Genomic DNA, 19256 nt, shown 5'->3' on the forward strand with positions numbered 1-19256 from the left:
CGCGTGTGGGGGGATGACTCATGACGTCGACGCCGACGGGCGCCCGGCAGAACTTCGACCCGTCCGACACCACACAGCTCAGGCTGCCTTCGCATCGGACCGGCACACTGCGCCGGATAAAGAAAACCCTTCCGAAGTACGACTACGAGCACTACAGCAGACTCGCCGGTCCCCTCACGCAGCCCGACCCGGGCAAGCCCTACAAGGTGCAGTACCGCTCGCTGATCTCGCAGGAGCCGCACCGCATCCGGGTCGCCCTGATGCTCGCCGCGGCCCCGCTGCTCTCGCTGGTCCTGCTGGCCTGGCTGCTCCAGCCGGAGCACTGGACCGAGCGCGACTACCCGGCCTTCTCGTGGCTGCCGGCCCTGGACATCGTCATGCTCGTCTCGATCGGCCTGATCGAGTTCTTCCGCTGCATGAACGTGCTGTCCAACGCGCACGCCACCCTGGTCGCCCGGGACCCGGTCCCGGTGGTCCCCGAGACCGGCACCAGAGTCGCCTTCCTCACCTCCTTCGTGCCCGGCAAGGAGCCGCTGGAGATGGTGACCAAGACCCTGGAAGCCGCGGTCAGGATCCGGCACCGCGGCCTCATGCACGTCTGGCTCCTGGACGAGGGCGACGACCCGGCGGTCAAGGAGGTGTGCGCCCGGCTCGGCGTGCACCACTTCTCCCGCAAGGGCGTCGAGAAGTGGAACCAGCCCAAGGGCCCGCACCGCGCCAAGACCAAGCACGGCAACTACAACGCCTGGCTGGACGCGCACGGCGACCAGTACGACTTCTTCGCCTCGGTGGACACCGACCACGTGCCGCTGCCCAACTACCTGGAGCGGATGCTCGGCTTCTTCCGCGACCCGGACATCGGCTTCGTGATCGGCCCGCAGGTCTACGGCAACTACGACAACTTCGTCACCAAGGCCGCCGAGTCCCAGCAGTTCCTCTTCCACGCGCTGATCCAGCGCGCCGGCAACAAGTACGGCGCCCCGATGTTCGTGGGCACCTCCAACGCCGTACGGATCAGCGCGCTGAAGCAGATCGGCGGCCTGTACGACTCGATCACCGAGGACATGGCGACCGGGTTCGAGATCCACCGCCACAAGAATCCGGCCACCGGCAGGAAGTGGCGCTCGGTCTACACCCCGGACGTGCTCGCGGTCGGTGAGGGACCGAGCGCCTGGACGGACTTCTTCACCCAGCAGATGCGCTGGTCGCGAGGGACGTACGAGACGATCCTCAAGCAGTACTGGAAGGGCTGGTACTCGCTGCCGCCGAGCAAGCTCTTCAACTACACGATGATGATCATCTTCTACCCGATGTCCGCCCTCAACTGGATCCTCGCGGCCCTGAGTTGCGCGCTGTTCCTGGGCCTGGGCGCCTCGGGTGTGAACATCGACCCCACCGTGTGGCTGATGCTCTACGGCAACGCCTCCGCGCTCCAGATCGGCCTGTACATCTGGAACCGCCGGCACAACGTCTCCCCGCACGAGCCCGAGGGCTCCGGCGGTGTCGCGGGCATGGTGATGTCGGCCCTGTCCGCCCCGCTCTACGCGAAGGCGCTCGTCGACTCGCTGCTGCGGCGCAAGAGCAAGTTCGTGGTCACGCCCAAGGGCGACTCGGCCAGCCCCGACCGGTGGTTCGCGACCTTCCGCTACCACTGGTACTTCATCCTGATCTTCGGTGGCTCGATCGGCGCGGGCATCGCCCTCGGGCACTCGCACCCCGCGATGATCATCTGGGCGACCTTCGCCATGCTGATCACCGCGACACCGATCTTCACCTGGCGGCACATGCTGCGGCAGGCGAAGAAGCGGCCGGCCGCGACCGCCGAGGAGCCCCAGGGGCCCGTGGTGCCGGCGCAGGTTCCGGCTCAGGTCGCGGCGCAGTACCAGCCGCAGCCGCTGCCGACCCAGCACGCGCCGGCCCACAAGCCGACCTGGGCTGCCGCGTCGGCCCCGGGCAGCGCGGGCGGGGGCGACGGGGGCAACGACCAGACCATGCAGATCGCCCTTGGTGGACTTGGGGGACGTAAGGAATGAACGACCGTGCAGGCCGCCGCCGCGCCCGTCGACTCGCGATCGGTACGGCGGTGGTGCTCGCGCTGGCCGGGATGAACGGCCCGTGGCTGTACCGCTTCGGGACGGCGAAATACCACCAGTACCAGATCAACAAGCCCGAGTACAAAGCCGAGAACGGCAAGTGGGAGATCGTCGACTTCCCCGAGAAGTACCGGCAGAACACCATCCACGCGGCGCTGCTGCGCACGGGGAAGGTGCTGCTGGTGGCGGGCTCGGGCAACAACCAGGACAACTTCGACGCGAAGAAGTTCGACACCCGGATCTGGGACCCGGTCAAGGGCACGATCAAGAAGGTGCCGACCCCGAGCGACCTGTTCTGCACCGGGCACACCCAGCTCGCGAACGGCAATCTGCTGATCGCGGGTGGCACCAAGCGGTACGAGAAGCTCAAGGGTGACGTCACCAAGGCCGGTGGCCTGATGATCGTCCACAACGAGAACCCGGACGAGCCGATCACCCTGCCGGCGGGCACCAAGTTCACCGGCAAGGAGAACGGCCGGACCTTCGTGTCCAAGGACCCGGTGGTCGTGGAGCGGGCCACGAAGGTCTTCGACAAGGCGACCGGCAAGTTCCTGCGCAACGACCCCGGGCTCGGGCGCATCTACGTGGAGGCGCAGAAGAGCGGCGCCAAGTACGAGACGGGTACGCAGGACAACTACCGGATCCAGGGTCTGACCGGGGCGGACGCGCGCAACACGTACGGCATCGCGCAGAAGCTCGCGCTCGACAAGAAGGACTTCCAGGGGATCCGGGACGCCTTCGAGTTCGATCCGGTCGCCGAGAAGTACATCAAGGTCGACCCGATGAAGGAGGCCCGCTGGTATCCGACGCTCACGACCCTGAGCGACGGGAAGATCCTCAGCGTCTCCGGGCTCGACGACATCGGTCAGCTGGTGCCGGGCAAGAACGAGGTCTTCGACCCGAAGACCAAGAAGTGGACGTACACGTCGAAGATCCGCCAGTTCCCGACCTACCCCGCGCTGTTCCTCATGCAGAACGGCAAGATCTTCTACTCGGGGTCGAACGCGGGGTACGGGCCGGACAACGTGGGGCGCGTACCGGGCGTCTGGGACGTGGCCAGCAACAAGTTCACCAAGATCCCGGGGCTCAGCGACGCGAACGAGATGGAGACCTCCGGGACCGTGCTGCTGCCTCCGGCGCAGGACGAGAAGTTCATGGTGATCGGAGGCGGCGGGGTCGGCGAGTCCAAGCTGTCCAGCAACCGCACCCGGATCGTGGACATGAAGGCGGACAACCCGAAGTTCGTGGACGGGCCGACGCTGGAGAAGGGGACCCGGTATCCGCAGGCGTCGATCCTTCCCGACGACTCGGTGCTGGTCTCCGGGGGGTCGGAGGACTATCGCGGGCGCGGTGACTCCAACATCCTGCAGGCCCGGCTGTACCACCCGGACACCAACACGTTCGAGTCGGTGGCCGATCCGCTGGTGGGGCGCAACTACCACTCCGGGTCACTGCTGCTGCCGGACGGGCGGGTGATGTTCTTCGGGTCGGACTCCTTGTACGGGGACAAGGCGAACACCAAGCCGGGGGTCTTCGAGCAGCGGATCGAGATCTACACGCCGCCGTATCTGTACCGGGACTCGCGTCCTTCGCTGTCCGGGGGGCCGCAGACGATCGCTCGGGGTGCCTCCGGGACGTTCACCTCTCCGCAGGCTTCCGTGATCAAGAAGGTGCGGTTGATCCGGCCCAGTGCGTCGACGCATGTGACCGACGTGGATCAGCGGTCCATCGAGCTGAAGTTCACGGTCTCCGGTGACAAGGTGAAGGTGACGGTGCCGGAGAACAAGAATCTGGTGCAGTCGGGGTGGTACATGCTGTTCGTCGACGACGACCAGGGGACGCCGTCGAAGGCACAGTGGGTTCGAGTGCCGTAGGACCAAGAACGCTCCCGCACCCTGATCTCGGGTGCGGGAGCGTTGTGGTTGGCCGCGCGGTTCCCCGCGCCCCTAGGGTGTTGAAGCCTGCGCCAGCTTCAATGCGTACGTCGGCCACCACTCGCCCGCCTTCGGGCCGCCCTTGCACTCGCCGTCCGACTCTCCGGGGCGCTTGACCCAGAGGTAGGCGTCCACCAGCGGGTCGGCCGTCTTTATGGTCGGCGTCTCCCCCAGCGCCCTGCCCGGCGGGTTGCACCAGCGTTCGTTCTCGTCGCCGCCCTTGTACGGGCCGTTGCCGTTGCGGCTGGTGTCGATGACGAAGTGCTTGTTGCCCACCTTGGCGGAGAGCTGCTTGCCGTAGGCGATGGAGTCCTCGGTGGAGTAGAAGTTGGAGACGTTCACCGAGAAGCCGTCGGCCTTGGCGATTCCGGCCCACTTGAGGGGCTCGAAGATCTGGTCGGGGTGGCCCCAGCCCGCGTTGCCCGCGTCCAGGTACACCTTCGTGTTCTTCAGGGACTTGAGCTTGTCGATGGCGCCGGTGAGCAGGTCGTAGCGCTCCTCGTGGAACTCGTCCTTGGTGCAGCCGTCGACCAGGTGCAGAACCGCGTCCGGTTCGAGGATCACCGTCGCCGAGCGGTCGCCGATGCCCGCCGCCACCCCGTCGATCCAGGTCCGGTAGGCGTTGCCGTCGGCGGCGCCGCCCTGGGAGTACTGGCCGCAGTCGCGGTGCGGGATGTTGTAGAGGACCAGCAGGGCCGTACGGCCGGCCTTGTCCGCGGCCTCGGTGAAGCCGCGTGCCTCCGGCTCGGGGCTCTCCGGGCCGATCCACTCGCCGGTCGGCTGCTGGGCGATCTTGCGGATCTGTTCGGCCTCGTCGTCCTTGCCGCTCTTCGCGTAGGCCGCGACCTGCTTGGCCGCGTTGCCGTCCGGGTTGACCCAGAACGGGTCGGCCTCCTTGGGCTGCTGGGTGATCCCGGCACTCGCCTTGTCGCCCTCCCCCTCTTCGTTCCCGTCTCCCGAGGACGAACACGCGGCGAGCAGCAGTGCCGCCCCCAGCACCGCCGCACCGAACCGCGCGCGGGCCGCCCTCCTGGCCCCCCTGCTGACGTACATCCAATTCCCCCCTGGGTGCACCGTGGCAAGTCTCAATCGTGACACACCGGTCGCGCCGCCCACGAGGTCGCCCGAGCCTTGTCCAGGAGCTGTTACAGCCTCGACGGTCGGGGTAGGTGCGCGTCGTGAAGGGGCGCTCGTCGATGAAGGGGAGTGCTCAGCGATGCGGTACGCCACCAGGGAGATCCGGCTGGCCTCGGCACTGGTGGAGGCGGCGGACACCCTCTTCGAGGGTTTCGAGGCTACGCGGTACTTACAGACCGTGTCCGACCACTGTGTGGAACTGCTCGACGCCCTGGCGGCCGGGGTGATGCTCATCGACGGCGGCCGGTCGGTGTCGCTGGCCGCCAGCAGCCGGCACGAGCGGATGGCGCTGGACCTGCTGGAGGCACAGCACGGCGGCGGGCCCTGTCTGGACAGCTACGACTCGGGGGAGCCGGTACCGCCGGTCTCCATACGGGTCGCCCACGCGGACGCCCGCTGGCCCGACTTCACCGAGCGGGCCCTCCGGCACGACGTGGTGACGACGTTCGCGGTCCCGCTGCGCCGCCGCGAACACCTGCTGGGCGCCCTCAACGTGTTCGTGCCGACGCTGCCCGACCCCACCCCGGCCGACGACGTCCCCTCCGAGCTCCAGGTCGCCCAGGCTCTCGCCGACGCCGCCGCCCTCGGTCTGCGGAACCGTCACGCCTATGCCCAGTACCGCACCCTGTCCGGCCAGTTGCAGGAAGCGCTGTCGAGCAGGGTCCGTATCGAACAGGCCAAGGGGATGCTCGCAGAGCGCTGGAGCGTTGCCGCCGACCGCGCGTTCATGGCGCTGCGGCAGTACGCGCGACGGCACCGGCTGCCCCTGGAGCGAGTGGCGAACGCGGTCATCGAGGGTGTCGCCGACGACGCCGAGCTGCGCCGGGAGATCGGCTCGAGCACTGACGATCCCCCGTAGAACCCTGAACCACCAGCGCGTATGACGCAGAGCCACAGGGACGGGACTTGGCGTACATCAGCCTCTAGGCCCGGGCGCTCATCCGTTCTAGAGTCTTCTCATACGCATACGGCCCCAGCCCCTGGCCGCAGTCATCACCACCGAGCTTCCCAGACCTCCCGCGCCGTCGCCGGGTTACTCCCGCAACCCGAGCGCGCGCGGTCGAGGACCAGCCCGGTCGGCGGCTTCGGGGGGAGCGGGTCGCCGACCGGGCCGGGTGCGGCCGCCCGAGGTCTCGGACATCCTGTGTCCCGAAGTCCCGAAGTCCCGAAGTGCTAGAGGCCGGTGCCGGTGAGATACGCCGAGACGATCACGTTCGCCGTGTAGCTGCGGCTCGCCCGGTCGAAGGTGCCGCCGCAGGTGATCAGGCGCAGTTCGGCGCGGCCCGACTCGCGGGAGCCGTAGGCCTGGTGGGCGTCGAAGTCGTCGCGGGTGAGGACCCGCACGTCGTCGACGGTGAACTCGGCGACCCTGCCGTCGTCGCGGATCACCCGGACCGTCTCGCCCGGCTTCAGGGCGCTGATCTTGTAGAACACCGCGGGCCGGGTCTCGGTGTCGACGTGTCCCACCATCAGCGCGGTACCGGCGGCCCCGGGCTTGGCGCCGGCCGCGTACCAGCCGACGATGCCGGGCTGGTCGAAGGGCGGCGGGTCGAGGGCGCCCCGGGTGTCCAGGCCGCGGGCCACCACGGGCGCCTGGACCCCGAGCTCCGGGATGTCCAGGCGCTGCGGCAGCGCCCCCTTCAAGGGTCGTGCGGCGGGCGGCAGTTCGACGTTCTCGGGCGGGCGTCCGACCGCGGCCACGTCACCGGTGGTCGGCGCGGACCCGCCGTGCCGTACGTCGGTCACCTCGCGCCCCCACAGCCACAGCCCGAGCAGCAGCATCGCCCAGGCCACGCCGGTGAGCAGCCGTCCGGTCCCGGACCCGCGCTCGTGCGGGGCGCGGTCGCCCTCCTGGTCGCTGAAGCGGTCGGAGAAACGGTCGGACATGGCCGGTCAGTCCGTCCCGCGGCTCCGGCGGCTGCGGCGCAGCACGACGGCGACCGCCGCGACCCCGGCGAGCACCAGACCGGTCACCGCGTGCCCGGTGCCGGGTCCGGTGGCGTGGGGCTCCATGCCGGAGAGATGGGTGGCGGTCCAGCCGCCGCCCGCGTTCACCGGGGCGGCGGGGGTCGCGGGGGCGGTGGCGTGGTCGCCCTTCGCCGCTACGACCGTGATCCGGCCCTTCACCTGGAAGTCGGCACAGGTGATCTTGACGTCGTAGGAGCCGGGCTCGATCGAGGAGCGGACGCGGGTCTCGCCCGCGAGGCTGCCGCCGGACCCCGTCAGCCGGGCGTCCGCGACGAACGCGGCCGAGGCGGCGGTGGCCGTCTTCCCGGCGCAGCCGGTCACCCGCAGCGCGAGGTCGGCGCCGGCGGCGGGGGTCGAGGGGGTCACGGAGACGCTGCCGCCGTCCGCGGCCTGCGCGGCCGGGGCGAAGGCGGCGACAGCCAGGACCGCGGTACAGAGAGTGACGCGTGTGGAACCCATCGTGAACCTCCAGATATCTGGAGAGTCCCCCGGTGGGTCGGGCCGTGCATCCCGGGACGGCCCGACGCTGCTCCACACGGGTGAGCCGTGCGGGCAGCGGGTCGTGCGCGGGTGACCGCGGGCTGAGACGGCGGAAGCAGGGGCGTTGCCGCCCTGGGGCGACTGCATAGCATGGTCGTCTCACACGTTCGTATGCACCAGGAGTCCGCACCCATGACAGAGCGCAAGCCCATCGAATCGTGGCTCACCGACATGGACGGGGTGCTGATGCACGAGGGCATTCCCGTGCCGGGCGCGGACGCCTTCATCAAGAAGCTGCGTGACTCGGGACGACCGTTCCTGGTGCTGACGAACAACTCGATCTACACGGCCCGTGACCTGCACGCCCGGCTGAACCGGATCGGCCTCGACGTGCCGGCGGAGAACATCTGGACCTCCGCCCTGGCCACCGCCAGCTTCCTGGACAACCAGCATCCCGGCGGGACCGCCTATGTGATCGGGGAGGCGGGGCTGACCACGGCCCTGCACGACACCGGGTACGTGCTGACCGACTCCGATCCCGACTTCGTGATCCTGGGTGAGACCCGGACGTACTCCTTCGAGGCCCTGACCAAGGCCATCCGGCTGATCAACAACGGTGCCCGCTTCATCGCCACCAACCCCGACAACACCGGCCCCTCCCCCGAGGGCGCGCTCCCGGCGACCGGTTCCGTGGCCGCGTTGATCACCAAGGCGACCGGCAAGGAGCCGTACTTCATCGGCAAGCCCAACCCGCTGATGATGCGGACCGCGCTGAACACCATCGGCGCGCACTCGGAGACCAGCGCCATGATCGGCGACCGGATGGACACGGACGTCCTGGCCGGTCTGGAGGCCGGGATGGAGACCTTCCTCGTGCTCACCGGGCTGACGACCAAGTCCGACATCGACCGCTACCCGTATCGGCCCACGAAGGTCGTGGACTCCATCGCCGACCTGGTCGACCGCGTCTGACCGTCACCGGCGTCTGCGCGCCAGCAGGATCACCCCTCCGGTGACGAGGAGCGCCCCCGTGGCGGCGAGTGCGAGGCCGGGGGGTGAGCCGAGGCCGGTGCGGGCGAGTTCGTCGGCGAAGAGGAGGGGGGCGTCGCTGCTGTCGGGGGTGGGCGTACGGCCCGGTTCGGCGTCGATGCCGAAGCGGTAGTCGTTGGACTGCCCTACCCAGTCGCCGTCGTCCTCGTGGCGCTGGACGACGGCCGCGTTGACGGTGACGGTGTCGGGGGCGGTGTCCGAGGTGAGGGCGAGACGGACCCTCACGGTGAGGGTCTTGCCCGGCGGGACGGTGAACCCGGGGAAGCCGTCGTCGAAGGCGCCGACCAGCTCGTCGGCGTCGGTCTTCTCGAAGCGCACCGGGTGGGGGCGGTCGCCGTCGTAGAACTCCAGACGGGGCTGGGCGGGTTCCAGTGCGCGGCGGTCGTCGACGAGAACGACGACCGGGTGGATGCCGGTGCGCGGGTGGGCGGTGGTGTTGGTGAGGTCCAGATACCAGGTCCCGAAGCCGCCACCGGCCGTGTAGGTGTCGGGGCCGCCGTGGATACGGGTGGTGATCGGGAAGTCGCGTCCGTCGGAGCCGGGGTCCGCGTGCGCGGGGGATGCGGACAGGGAGAGCAGGGCGGCTGCCGCCGCGAGGCCGAGGGGGGCGGGCGTATGGGCGTGCACATACCGTCGCATGAACACATGACCGTGCCGGGCGGGGGCGGCGGATCGGGGATGCCGCTCCGGTAGGCCCGGGAAGTCCCCTCGATCAGCGGACGTCAGGCGTCGGCTCGCCCGAACAGCGGGGCCAGCACGAGCTGTGCCGCCCCTTCGGCGACCTCGCCGACCGCGGCCCGGACGGGGACCGTCTCCTCGCCGGTGCGCCGGGCGCGTTCGTCGAGGACCGCCGCGACTCCGCGCACGAAGGCGTCCGGGGCGGTGGCGACGGTACGGCCGCCCAGCAGGACCAGGTCGATGTCGAGCAGGGCGACGAGGTTGCCGGCCGCGATGCCGAGGACGCGGGCGGCTTCGGTGAGGTCGCCGCGGGCCACCGCCGTGAGGCACAGCGCCTCGACGCAGCCGCGGTCACCGCAGCCGCAGGGCGGACCGTCGAGCTGAACGACCTGGTGGCCGAACTCCCCGGCCGCGGTCCGCGCGCCGCGGTGCACGGTCCCGTCGATGACGAGCCCCGCGCCGAGGCCCGTGCCGAGATGCAGATACGCGAACGATCCACGCTCCCCCGCGACCGCGAGCCCCAGTGCGGCCGCGTTGGTGTCCTTGTCGACCGCCACGGGCACCCCGAGCCGCCGCACGAGCGCGTCCCGCAGAGGGAACCCGCCCCACTCGGGAAAGCCCGTGACCCGGTGCAGCACGCCCCGCGTGTGGTCGAGGGGCCCGGGGAGCGCGACGCCGACGCCGAGGAGGAGGGGGGCCGGGGCAGAGGTCGAGGCTGGTTTCGGTAGGGGGGTCGGGGGGTGCGTGGGGGCGGGTTCCTGCACGGAGGCCGGGGCCGGGGGTGAGCCCGGGTCCGGCACGGAGGCCGGGGGTTGCGTGGGGGCCGGGGGACGTGCGGAGGCCGGGGCCGAGGGCGAGGCTGGTTCCGGCGGGGAGGCCGGGGCCTGCGCGGAAGTCGCAGCCGAGGCCGAGTCCGATTCCGGCACGGCGGCCGGGGGTTGCGTGGAGGCCGGGGGCCGTGCCGAGGGCGAGCCCGGGTCCGGCGGGGAGGCCGGGGCCTGCGCGGAAGTCGCAGCCGAGGCCGAGTCCGATTCCGGCACGGCGGCCGGGGGTTGCGTGGAGGCCGGGGGCCGTGCGGAGGGCGAGCCCGGGTCCGGCGGGGAGGCCGGGGCCTGCGCGGAAGTCGCAGCCGAGGTCGAGTCCGATTCCGGCACGGCGGCCGAGCGCAGGGCGGAAGCCGGGGCCGGTGCGGAAGCCCGGGCCGGTGCGGAAGCCCGGGCCGGTGCGGAAGCCCGGGCCGGTGCGGAAGCCCGGGCCGGTGCGGAAGCCCGGGCCGGTGCGGATGCCCGGGCCTGCCCGGAGGCCTCTGCGGTGGAGCCCCCAGCCGTGTGCGCCGCGACCGCGGCCGCTGACCCGGCGTCCGCCCCTGCCGAGATACCGGCCGCTGGCCCGGCGTCCCACCCTGCCACGATTCCGCCCGCCGACCCGGCGTCCGCCCCTGTCGCGCCACCGGCCACTGAACCGGCGTCCGCCCCTGCCGAGATACCGGCCGCTGGCCCGGTGCCCAGCCCAGCACCCCCCGCTCCACGTCCTCCCCCCGCCCCCGCACCCACCCCGTTCACCAGCGCCTCGACCTCCCCCGCGACCGTCTCCACGACGGCCTCCGCCCCCGCGCCCAGGTCCAGCGCGGTGGAGCGGTCCGCCAGTACCGTTCCCGCCAGGTCGACCAGCACCGCCCGCAGGGCGTCCCGGTCCAGGTGGATGCCGATCGCGTGGCCCGCTTCGGGCACCAGCCGCAGTACGGTCCGCGGCTTGCCGCCCGTGGAGGCGCGGTGGCCCGCGTCCGCCACGAGGCCCTCCTCCCGCAGCCGGGCGGTGATCTTGCTGACGGCCTGGGGGGTCAGCCCCGTGCGTTCCGCGAGTTCCAGGCGGCTGATCCCCCCGGCCCCCGCGGACCGCAGCAGGTCGAGCACGAGCGCGGTGTTGTGGCTGCGCAGGGCCAGGAGGTTGACGCCACCGTTCGTCCTGTTCACGTCTGCCATTGTCCGCCACGCTTGCACTTTGGCAACAGCGTTGCGAAAGTGGAGTGCATGACTGCTGCTGACCTCCGCGTGGGCCTCGTCGGCTACGGCCTCGCGGGCTCCGTCTTCCACGCCCCGCTGATCGCCGCCACCAAGGGCCTCACCCTCGACACGGTGGTCACCTCCAACCCCGAGCGGCAGGAACAGGCCCGCGCCGAGTTCCCGGACGTCCGTACGGTCGCGGACGCCGACGAGCTGTTCACCCGCGCCGGCGACCTGGACCTGATCGTCATCGCGTCCCCCAACAAGACGCACGTCCCGCTCGCCACCACCGCCCTGAAGGCCGGCCTGCCGGTCGTGGTCGACAAGCCCGTCGCCGGTACGGCCGCCGAGGCCCGCGAACTCGCCGGCCTCGCCGAGGAGCGCGGACTGCTGCTCTCGGTCTTCCAGAACCGGCGCTGGGACAACGACTTCCTGACCCTGCGCAAGCTCCTCGACGAGGGCGAACTGGGCGAGGTGTGGCGCTTCGAGTCCCGTTTCGAGCGGTGGCGGCCGCACCCCAAGGGCGGCTGGCGCGAGTCCGGCGACCCCGCAGAGATCGGAGGTCTGCTCTACGACCTCGGCAGTCATGTGGTCGACCAGGCCCTGACCCTCTTCGGGCCCGCCGCCTCCGTGTACGCCGAGGCGGACGTCCGCCGCCCGGGTGCCGAGGTCGACGACGACACGTTCATCGCGATCACCCACACGAGCGGCGTCCGCTCCCACCTCTACGCCTCGGCCACCACCGCCCAACTCGGCCCCCGTTTCCGGGTGCTGGGCTCCAGGGCGGGCTATGTGAAGTACGGCCTCGACCCGCAGGAGGCGGCCCTGAGGGAGGGCGAGCGCCCCGGCACCGCCGCCGACTGGGGCCGGGAGCCCGAGTCGCTGTGGGGCCGACTCGGTGCTGGGGGTACCCCCTCTGAGGGAGAGTCCCCCGTGACGGGCAGCGGCCGCCCCGTCCCCACCCTCCCCGGCGACTACCCCGCTTACTATGCGGCCGTGGCCAGGGCCCTTTCCGACGGCGGCACCAACCCGGTGACCGCACTGGAGGCGGCCGCCGCCCTCGACGTACTGGAGGCGGCGCGCCGTTCGGCCCACGACGGAGTGGCGGTGAAGCTGTGACGCACAACACCGAGCTGACCCCGAAGTTCCATCCCGAACTCACCCCGCCCCTGGAGGAGCTGGAGGCGCAGGAACGCCGTCTGGTCTTCCGGCAGTTCACGTACGAGGACGCGTGGGCGCTGGGCACGCTGCTGGTGGAGATGGCGCGGGAGCGGCAGGCCCCGGTGGCCGTCGACATCCACCGCGGCGGCCAGCAGCTCTTCCACGCGGCCCTGCCGGGCTCCACCCCGGACAACGACGCCTGGATCGATCGCAAGCGCCGGGTCGTGGAGCGCTACGGCTCCGCCTCCTACCTGGTCGGCGCCCGTTTCCGCGCCAAGGGCAGCACCTTCGAGGAGTCCTCGCGTCTGGACCCGGACGAGTACGCGGCGCACGGCGGCTCCTTCCCCATCACGGTGGCGGGCGTGGGCGTCGTCGGCACGGTGACGGTCTCGGGCCTGCCCCAGCTCCAGGACCACCGCATGGTGGTCGAGGCGCTGGAGGAGTTCTTGGGCAAGAGTCTTTAGCGGAACAGGAATGAGCGCCGGGTTCTCCCGCGTTGGCACCTGCCATGAAGGAGACCATCGGAAAGTTCGGCATCTGGAACGGCGGCGGTCTGCGCGGGGAGGACCCATCGCAGCAGGGTGAACGCGCCGAGGCCGCCGCCGAGTTGGAGGAGCTCGGGTTCGGCGCGATCTGGCTGGGCGGCAGCAGTTCCGCCGCCCACGCCGCCCCGCTCCTCGAGGCGACCTCGCGGATCGTCGTCGGCACCAGCATCCAGAGCATCTGGGACCACGAACCCGAGGCCGCCGCCAAGAGCTTCACCGACCTGAACGCCGCCCACTCCGGCCGCTTCGTCCTGGGCCTGGGCGTCAGCCACGCCAAGCTCGCGGAGCAGTACCGGCGCCCGTACTCCGCCCTGGTGGCCTACCTGGACGGCCTTGACGAGGCGGGAGCGCCTGCCGAGGGGCGCGTCCTGGCCGCGCTGGGCCCCAGGACCATCGAGCTGGCCCGGGACCGCTCGGCGGGCTCGATCCCGTATCTGATCACCGCGGAGCAGACGGCAGCGTCCCGCGAACTCCTGGGCGAGGCGCCCCTGTTGGCGCCCGAGCTGAAGGTGGTCCTGGAGAGCGACCCGGCCCGCGCCCGCACCCTGGCCCGCGACTACCTGGCCATCTACCTCGGTCTGCCCAACTACACCAACAACTTCCTCCGCAACGGCTTCACGGAGGACGACCTGAAGGACGGCGGCAGCGACCGTCTGGTCGACGCCGTCTTCGCCTGGGGAACGGACGAAAGGATCCGCGCCCGCATCGACGAGTTCATCGAAGCGGGCGCGGACCACGTGGCCCTGCAGATCGTGGACGGCGGCCCGCGCTACGACCTCCCGAGGGAGGCCTGGCGCAGGCTCGCGTCGCTACTGGCGTGAAGATGAGCTACCAGGGGCGCTGGGGAACTGCGCGACCAGCCGAAGACGGCCCGCAGTCGCAAGGCAACGTGCATCCCCGGCTCACCCAGCGGAGCGTCTACGCGTCCTTGAACTCCTGGCGCTGACGCCCCAGCCCCGAGATCTCCAGCTCCACCACGTCCCCGGCCCGCAGATACGGCTTGGGCTCGGGCTCGCCCATCGCGACCCCGGCCGGCGTGCCCGTGTTGATCACGTCACCGGGGTACAGCGTCATGAACTGGCTGACGTAGCGCACGACTTCGCCCACGGGGAAGATCTGCTCGGCGGTCGTGCCGTTCTGCTTCAGGTCCCCGTTGACCCACAGCTTCAGCGACAGGCTCTGCGGATCGGGGACCTCGTCCGCCGTCACCAGCCACGGTCCGAGAGGGTTGAACGTCTCGCAGTTCTTTCCCTTGTCCCAGGTCCCGCCCCGCTCGATCTGGAACTCCCGCTCGGACACGTCGTGCGCCACCGCGTACCCGGCGACATGGGCGAGCGCCTCCTCGACGGAGGACAGATACCGGGCCGTACGCCCGATCACGACCGCCAGCTCGACCTCCCAGTCGGTCTTCACCGACGTCCGGGGCACCAGGACCGTGTCGTAGGGCCCGACCACGGTGTCCGCGGCCTTGAAGAAGATCACCGGCTCGGCGGGCGGCTCGGCCCCCGTCTCGCGCGCGTGGTCGTGGTAGTTCAGGCCGATGCAGACGATCTTCCCGATCCGGGCGAGCGGCGGCCCGACGCGGAGCCCGGTGGCGTCCAGCGCCGGCAGCTCCCCGGCCTCCGCGGCCGCGCGGACCCGGCCGAGTGCCGCGTCGTCGGCGAGGAGCGTCCCGTCGATGTCGTCCACGACACCGGACAGGTCCCGCAGGACTCCGTCGGCGTCGAGCAGCGCGGGCGTCTCCGTTCCCGCCGTACCGACTCGCAGCAGCTTCATGATCACTATCTCCCTTTATCGCGGGGCGCCCGCCGACGGGTGCAGCCATCGGATGACTGGTCGATCCTCCAAGCTGAGTGTCCGGTCCGCAATACCCGGTTCACGGACTGGACCGGCCCGGGCCGGTCAGCGGTAGAGGGCGGCCCTCTCGACGGCGGCCCAGGTAGAGCTGGTCACCACGTACAGCGCGGCCGCCAGGGGCACCACCGCCACCGTGAAGAGCGTGAAGAAGGACATGAACGGCATGGCCTTGGTCATCGCGCCCACCCCGGGGACCGGCTGCCCGTCGGTCACCGGCACGACCGGGTTGGCGGCCATCATCCGCTTCGTGCGGCGGTAGTTGAAGGTAGCCACCACGACCACGAACGCGAAGAGGCAGACGTACACGAGCCCCGCTCCCCCGAACACCCCGCCGTTGCCGAGCGCGTCCGCCCAGCGTCCGCCGAGCGGCGCGGCGAACAGCTCGTGGCCGAGCAGTTCGTTGGCCTGCCCGCCGATCGTGGTGTTGGAGAAGAGGTGGTACAGCAGGAAGAACGCGGGCAGCTGGAACAGGCCGGGCAGACAGCCGGACAGCGGTGAGACCTTCTCCTCGGCGTGCAGGGCCATCACGGCCTTCTGGAGTTTCTCGGGGCTGTCCTTGTGCTTCCTGCGCAGCTCGGCGATCTTCGGCTGGAGCTTGGTGCGGGCCTTCTGGCCGCGGGCCGCGGCGCGGGACAGGGGGTGCACGAGCAGTCGTACGAAAGCGGTGAACAGGACGATCGCGGCGGCGGCCGCGGTGGCGCCGAACAGGGGGTGGAGCAGGTCGGCGAGATGCTGGACCAGATCAGCGAAGACGGACATGGGTGAGCCCTCCGGGGGTCTCGTCGTGCCGGAAGCGATGAAGGCGGCATGACGACCCGCGTGGGGTGTCCCTGAGGAAGTGAGCCCCTACGCGGCGGTCGCCGGGAGGGCGTGACCGGGCGCTCGGGGGCGGGGGCGGCCCTTGGCGTCGGGGTCGCGTTGCGGCAGGAAGGCCGTGCGGCGGTCGCGGTCGCGGATGGCCGTACGGACCCGGGTGGGCGGTACGGCGGGTGCGCAGCGCGAGGCGAGCAGCGAGCAGGCGGCGAGCGCGGAGCCGGCCGCCGCGGTCGCGGCGAGCGCGACGGCGGCGGAGAGGCTGCCGGCGTCGAGCAGGACGAGGTCGAGGAGGAGGAAGAGCAGCACGGCGGCAGGACGCGGTGTCGTCCAGGTGCGTGTCACGGCCACTCCCCCTCTCGCTGCGGGTCCTCCCCCGGTTATACCTGATCGACCGCGATCGGCTGCAAGAGCCTCTTGGACTTGAGCAGGGCGCGGCTGAGCGGGTTCGCGGGGTCGGGGTCGAGTCCGGGGCCGGGGAGCATGAGGACGTCCGCCACCGGTACGACGACCGCGCAGGCGGGGCATTCGCCGTAGGAGCCGAGTTCGGTGCCGCACTCGGCGTGCCGGAAGACCAGCAGCACAGTGTCGCCGTGGTGCTCGCGGCCCCAGCAGCCGAGGGCGCGCAGGGTGGGCCCGAGGGCGATGCCGCGGTCGGTGAGGACGTACTCGTCGCGGGGCGGGGCTCGCTGGACGCGGGGTCCTGGGTACGGCTGCTGCCGGGCCTGGTGATCGCCGGCGTCGGCAGCGGCCTGCTCAACGCGGCACTCCCGCTGCTCGCCGTGGAGTCCGTCCCCGCCTCGCGCGCGGCGATGGGCGCGGGCGCCCAGCAGACCTTCCGCTACATCGGCTCCTGCGCCGGAGTCGCCCTGACCATCGCGATCGCCACCTCCTCCGGCGGCGGCCTCGCCCACGGCGCGGACATCGCGATGCTGGTGTCGGCGGGGCTGGCACTGGTGGCGGCCGCGAGCGTGGCGGGACTGCGGGAGCGGTGACGCCGGGAGCGGCCTCGTCACCGCGGCCGCATCGAGACCAGCCTGCCCCACACCACCAGCCGGTACCGGGACGTGTACTCCGGGGTGCACGTGGTGAGCGTGATGAAGTAACCGGGCGCGGTGTAGCTGTAGGAGGGATGGACCGTCGAGCGCGGGACCGAGCGGAGCACTCCCGAGTCGCGGGCCGAGGTCTGGCGCAGGGTCCTGTCCACGGCGTACGTGTACACCGCGCTCCGCGTCTCCACCCGGACGGTGTCCTCGGGCTCGAGGCGGTTGATGTACCGGAAGGGCTCGCCGTGGGTGTTGCGGTGCCCGGCGAGCGCGAAGTTCCCGGCCCGGCCGGGCTGCCCGGTGCCGGGGTAGTGGCCCACGTACCCCTTGTTGAGGACGCTCTGCCTGCCGACGCCTTCGGCGACGGGGACGCGCAGGTGGAGTCGGGGGATGTCGAGGACGGCGTACGCCTGCGAGAGGTCCGGCGGGGTGGGGTTCCGGTCGGCGGTGCTGCGGAGTCGCCGGTCGGCCGGGGACTCCGAGGGGCCCGCGTACTCCCGGTCGGAGGACGGGAACCCGGAGTCCGAGGAGGTACCGGAGTCGCCTCCCCCGTCCCGGCCCCACTCCCGCTCCAGCGCCTCGACTCCGCGCCGGGCGCCCTCCTTGGCCTCGTGGTTGGTCCACCACAGCTGGTGCGCGACGAGCAGCAGCAGGACGACGCCCACGGTGACCAGGAGCTCGCCGCCGGTCCACACCGCGCGTCGGCGACGCTCGCGCCGGCGCCGGGCTCCGTGGTGCATGATGCGCTGCCGCATGGGTCACGCCTCCTCGGACAAGGCCGCCCGCACGATAAGGGGCGGGCCCTCAAGTCACCAGGGCCGAGGGGCTGTCCGGCATACCGAACTTCCTCCACAGGTTTTAAGAAGGGCTGTCAGAACTCTCGACAACCCCATTGGCCACACCCGATGCTTCGTCTGGCATGAACGGGGCAGGCCACGACGCGGGTCAGACGGCCGCGTCGATCCATCGGAGTTCGGAGTAGCCATGATCCGACGCAGAACGCTGCTGACAGCCGCAGGAGGCACCCTCCTCGGCAGCGCGCTGGCAACCGGTACCGCCCGCGCGGACGCCACGATCGCGGTCAGCCCGGGGACCTCGTACGGCACCTGGGAGGGCTGGGGCACCTCCCTGGCCTGGTGGGCCAACGTGTTCGGCGCCCGGGACGACTTCGCCGACATCTTCTTCACCACCAAGTCGACGACCTACAACGGCACTTCGCTCCCCGGACTCGGCCTGAACATCGCCCGCTACAACCTGGGCGCGTGCAGCTGGAACTCCGTGAACGGCGAGTCGATGGTCGCCTCCGCCAACATCCCCGCGTTCAAGCAGATCGAGGGCTACTGGCAGGACTGGAACAACGAGGACCCGACGTCGAGCGCCTGGGACTGGACGGCGGACGCCAACCAGCGGGCGATGCTGGTGAAGGCCACGTCCAGGGGCGCGACCTCGGAGCTCTTCGCCAACTCCCCGATGTGGTGGATGTGCAGCAACCACAACCCGTCGGGCGCCTCGGGCGGCGGCAACAACCTCCAGACCTGGAACTACCGCCAGCACGCCTCCCACCTGGCCGCGACCGCGCTGTACGCCAAGAACAACTGGGGCGTGAACTTCTCGACGGTCGACGCCTTCAACGAACCCTCCTCGTCCTGGTGGACGGCGACCGGCACGCAGGAGGGCTGCCACATGGACGCGACGGTCCAGTCGGCCGTACTGCCGTACCTGCGCAGCGAGCTGAACAACCGCGGCCTGACCGGCGTGAAGATCTCGGCCTCCGACGAGACGAGCTACGACCTCGCCCGCACCACCTGGAACTCCTTCAGCTCGACCACCAAGGGGTACGTCAACCAGGTCAACGTGCACGGCTACCAGGGCTCGAACGGCCGCAGGGACCTGCTGTACACGGACGTCGTGACCACGGCCGGCAAGAAGCTGTGGAACTCCGAGACCGGCGACGGCGACGGCACCGGCTACACCACGGCCTTCAACCTCCTCTACGACTTCCGCTGGCTGCACCCCACGGCCTGGGTCTACTGGCAGGTCATGGACCCGACGGCGGGCTGGGGCGTGATCAAGTACGACGCCGGCACCCTCCAGGCCGGCGCGATCGAGACGAAGTACTACGTGCTGGCCCAGTTCAGCCGCCACATCCGCCCCGGCATGAAGATCCTCGACACGGGGGTGAGCAACGCGGTCGCGGCCTACGACTCCTCGGCCAGGCGCCTGGTCATCGTGGCCCTGAACACCGCCACCTCGGCCCAGACCCTGACCTTCGACCTGTCCCGCTTCACCACGGTGACGGGCGGCTCCGGCGGCCTGGTCCCGCGCTGGAACACGGTGACCACGGGCGGCGACAAGTACGCCTCGTACTCCAACACCTTCCTGAGCGGGAAGTCGGTGGCCGTGCCGTTCGCGGCGAAGGCGGTGCAGACCCTGCAGATCGACGGCGTGACGATCTGAGGACGCGGGTGCGGGCCGGGCCCCGGGCTCTTCC

At 70.9% G+C, this 19256-nt stretch carries 16 protein-coding genes and 4 pseudogenes; 9 read left to right on the forward strand and 11 right to left on the reverse strand.

Annotated features, from left to right (window positions below; genetic code table 11):
* The first annotated feature begins 20 nt into the window (after nt 1-20).
* Together IOD14_RS38675 and IOD14_RS38680 are read left to right on the forward strand one after the other, a co-directional pair.
* Complete coding sequence (locus IOD14_RS38675) at nt 21-2033, forward strand: cellulose synthase catalytic subunit (protein ID WP_212672750.1); 2013 nt, start codon at nt 21-23, stop codon at nt 2031-2033.
* On the forward strand, nt 2030-3967 hold the full coding sequence (locus IOD14_RS38680; RefSeq protein ID WP_123989536.1) for a kelch motif-containing protein: 1938 nt from the start codon (nt 2030-2032) through the stop codon (nt 3965-3967). Before IOD14_RS38675 ends, IOD14_RS38680 begins: the two co-directional genes overlap by 4 nt.
* Nucleotides 3968-4039: 72 nt before the next feature.
* Here the strand turns inward: IOD14_RS38680 and IOD14_RS38685 are convergent, their stop codons facing one another.
* Nucleotides 4040-5080 (reverse strand): glycoside hydrolase family 6 protein, encoded by a 1041-nt coding sequence (locus tag IOD14_RS38685; RefSeq protein ID WP_123989537.1) that lies wholly within the window; start codon nt 5078-5080, stop codon nt 4040-4042.
* A 163-nt stretch (nt 5081-5243) separates the two neighbouring features.
* On the opposite strand from IOD14_RS38685, the gene IOD14_RS38690 reads away from it, so the two are divergent.
* On the forward strand, nt 5244-6023 hold the full coding sequence (locus tag IOD14_RS38690; RefSeq protein ID WP_123989538.1) for a GAF and ANTAR domain-containing protein: 780 nt from the start codon (nt 5244-5246) through the stop codon (nt 6021-6023).
* A 314-nt stretch (nt 6024-6337) separates the two neighbouring features.
* Here IOD14_RS38690 and IOD14_RS38695 read toward each other — a convergent pair whose 3' ends face one another.
* Both IOD14_RS38695 and IOD14_RS38700 read right to left on the reverse strand, forming a co-directional pair.
* Nucleotides 6338-7051, reverse strand: a complete 714-nt coding sequence (locus tag IOD14_RS38695; RefSeq protein ID WP_212672751.1) for a class F sortase — start codon at nt 7049-7051, stop codon at nt 6338-6340.
* 6 nt (nt 7052-7057) lie between these two features.
* On the reverse strand, nt 7058-7591 hold the full coding sequence (locus tag IOD14_RS38700) for a hypothetical protein (RefSeq protein WP_212672752.1): 534 nt from the start codon (nt 7589-7591) through the stop codon (nt 7058-7060).
* Between the two features lie 213 nt (nt 7592-7804).
* On the opposite strand from IOD14_RS38700, the gene IOD14_RS38705 reads away from it, so the two are divergent.
* Complete coding sequence (locus IOD14_RS38705; RefSeq protein ID WP_123989541.1) at nt 7805-8584, forward strand: HAD-IIA family hydrolase; 780 nt, start codon at nt 7805-7807, stop codon at nt 8582-8584.
* Between the two features lie 3 nt (nt 8585-8587).
* Here IOD14_RS38705 and IOD14_RS38710 read toward each other — a convergent pair whose 3' ends face one another.
* The 3 genes and pseudogenes from IOD14_RS38710 to IOD14_RS38720 all read right to left on the reverse strand — a co-directional run.
* The gene (locus IOD14_RS38710) at nt 8588-9301 is read right to left on the reverse strand and encodes a hypothetical protein (protein ID WP_212672753.1); all 714 of its coding nucleotides are present in this window, start codon (nt 9299-9301) and stop codon (nt 8588-8590) included.
* 83 nt (nt 9302-9384) lie between these two features.
* Nucleotides 9385-10029: pseudogene (locus IOD14_RS38715) on the reverse strand (ROK family protein); the annotation flags it as partial.
* Between the two features lie 870 nt (nt 10030-10899).
* Nucleotides 10900-11322, reverse strand: a pseudogene (locus IOD14_RS38720) (winged helix-turn-helix transcriptional regulator); the annotation flags it as partial.
* 48 nt (nt 11323-11370) lie between these two features.
* On the opposite strand from IOD14_RS38720, the gene IOD14_RS38725 reads away from it, so the two are divergent.
* Genes IOD14_RS38725 through IOD14_RS38735 form a run of 3 tightly spaced genes read left to right on the forward strand, consistent with a single transcriptional unit; the run spans nt 11371 to nt 13870 of the window.
* Entirely contained in the window at nt 11371-12462 is a 1092-nt protein-coding gene (locus IOD14_RS38725; RefSeq protein WP_212672754.1) for a Gfo/Idh/MocA family oxidoreductase, read from the forward strand.
* The gene (locus IOD14_RS38730) at nt 12459-12968 is read left to right on the forward strand and encodes a heme-degrading domain-containing protein (protein ID WP_123989545.1); all 510 of its coding nucleotides are present in this window, start codon (nt 12459-12461) and stop codon (nt 12966-12968) included. Before IOD14_RS38725 ends, IOD14_RS38730 begins: the two co-directional genes overlap by 4 nt.
* Nucleotides 12969-13012: 44 nt before the next feature.
* Entirely contained in the window at nt 13013-13870 is an 858-nt protein-coding gene (locus tag IOD14_RS38735; protein ID WP_212672755.1) for an LLM class F420-dependent oxidoreductase, read from the forward strand.
* Nucleotides 13871-13967: 97 nt separating this feature from the next.
* Here the strand turns inward: IOD14_RS38735 and IOD14_RS38740 are convergent, their stop codons facing one another.
* The 4 genes and pseudogenes from IOD14_RS38740 to IOD14_RS38755 all read right to left on the reverse strand — a co-directional run.
* A complete protein-coding gene (locus tag IOD14_RS38740) occupies nt 13968-14825 on the reverse strand; it encodes a fumarylacetoacetate hydrolase family protein (protein ID WP_212672756.1) in 858 nt (285 codons plus the stop codon).
* A gap of 126 nt (nt 14826-14951) precedes the next feature.
* Nucleotides 14952-15665, reverse strand: coding sequence for a YidC/Oxa1 family membrane protein insertase (locus IOD14_RS38745; RefSeq protein WP_212672757.1), 714 nt, complete (start codon nt 15663-15665; stop codon nt 14952-14954).
* Between the two features lie 87 nt (nt 15666-15752).
* Entirely contained in the window at nt 15753-16064 is a 312-nt protein-coding gene (locus IOD14_RS38750) for a DUF6412 domain-containing protein (RefSeq protein WP_212672758.1), read from the reverse strand.
* Nucleotides 16065-16099: 35 nt separating this feature from the next.
* Nucleotides 16100-16417 (reverse strand): annotated as a pseudogene (locus IOD14_RS38755) (transcriptional regulator); the annotation flags it as partial.
* Here IOD14_RS38755 and IOD14_RS38760 point away from each other — a divergent pair.
* Nucleotides 16403-16714, forward strand: a pseudogene (locus tag IOD14_RS38760) (MFS transporter); the annotation flags it as partial. The pseudogenes IOD14_RS38755 and IOD14_RS38760 overlap by 15 nt on opposite strands.
* 17 nt (nt 16715-16731) lie before the next feature.
* Here IOD14_RS38760 and IOD14_RS38765 read toward each other — a convergent pair.
* Nucleotides 16732-17520 (reverse strand): class E sortase, encoded by a 789-nt coding sequence (locus IOD14_RS38765; protein WP_212672759.1) that lies wholly within the window; start codon nt 17518-17520, stop codon nt 16732-16734.
* Nucleotides 17521-17749: 229 nt separating this feature from the next.
* Here IOD14_RS38765 and IOD14_RS38770 point away from each other — a divergent pair, with 229 nt between their 5' ends.
* Nucleotides 17750-19222 carry a beta-1,6-galactanase gene (locus tag IOD14_RS38770; protein WP_123989551.1) on the forward strand — a complete coding sequence of 491 codons (1473 nt, stop codon included), beginning with the start codon at nt 17750-17752 and terminating at the stop codon, nt 19220-19222.
* The last annotated feature ends 34 nt before the right edge of the window (nt 19223-19256 follow it).

It is taken from the genome of Streptomyces sp. A2-16, assembly GCF_018128905.1.
Classification (GTDB): Bacteria; Actinomycetota; Actinomycetes; order Streptomycetales; family Streptomycetaceae; genus Streptomyces.

Coding starts and splice junctions, on each gene's coding strand:
- IOD14_RS38675 (WP_212672750.1), top strand. CDS start 21: ATGACGTCGACGCCGACGGGCGCCCGGCAGAACTTCGACCCGTCCGAC.
- IOD14_RS38680 (WP_123989536.1), top strand. CDS start 2,030: ATGAACGACCGTGCAGGCCGCCGCCGCGCCCGTCGACTCGCGATCGGT.
- IOD14_RS38685 (WP_123989537.1), bottom strand. CDS start 5,080: ATGTACGTCAGCAGGGGGGCCAGGAGGGCGGCCCGCGCGCGGTTCGGT.
- IOD14_RS38690 (WP_123989538.1), top strand. CDS start 5,244: ATGCGGTACGCCACCAGGGAGATCCGGCTGGCCTCGGCACTGGTGGAG.
- IOD14_RS38695 (WP_212672751.1), bottom strand. CDS start 7,051: ATGTCCGACCGTTTCTCCGACCGCTTCAGCGACCAGGAGGGCGACCGC.
- IOD14_RS38700 (WP_212672752.1), bottom strand. CDS start 7,591: ATGGGTTCCACACGCGTCACTCTCTGTACCGCGGTCCTGGCTGTCGCC.
- IOD14_RS38705 (WP_123989541.1), top strand. CDS start 7,805: ATGACAGAGCGCAAGCCCATCGAATCGTGGCTCACCGACATGGACGGG.
- IOD14_RS38710 (WP_212672753.1), bottom strand. CDS start 9,301: ATGCGACGGTATGTGCACGCCCATACGCCCGCCCCCCTCGGCCTCGCG.
- IOD14_RS38725 (WP_212672754.1), top strand. CDS start 11,371: ATGACTGCTGCTGACCTCCGCGTGGGCCTCGTCGGCTACGGCCTCGCG.
- IOD14_RS38735 (WP_212672755.1), top strand. CDS start 13,013: ATGAAGGAGACCATCGGAAAGTTCGGCATCTGGAACGGCGGCGGTCTG.
- IOD14_RS38740 (WP_212672756.1), bottom strand. CDS start 14,825: ATGAAGCTGCTGCGAGTCGGTACGGCGGGAACGGAGACGCCCGCGCTG.
- IOD14_RS38745 (WP_212672757.1), bottom strand. CDS start 15,665: ATGTCCGTCTTCGCTGATCTGGTCCAGCATCTCGCCGACCTGCTCCAC.
- IOD14_RS38765 (WP_212672759.1), bottom strand. CDS start 17,520: ATGCGGCAGCGCATCATGCACCACGGAGCCCGGCGCCGGCGCGAGCGT.
- IOD14_RS38770 (WP_123989551.1), top strand. CDS start 17,750: ATGATCCGACGCAGAACGCTGCTGACAGCCGCAGGAGGCACCCTCCTC.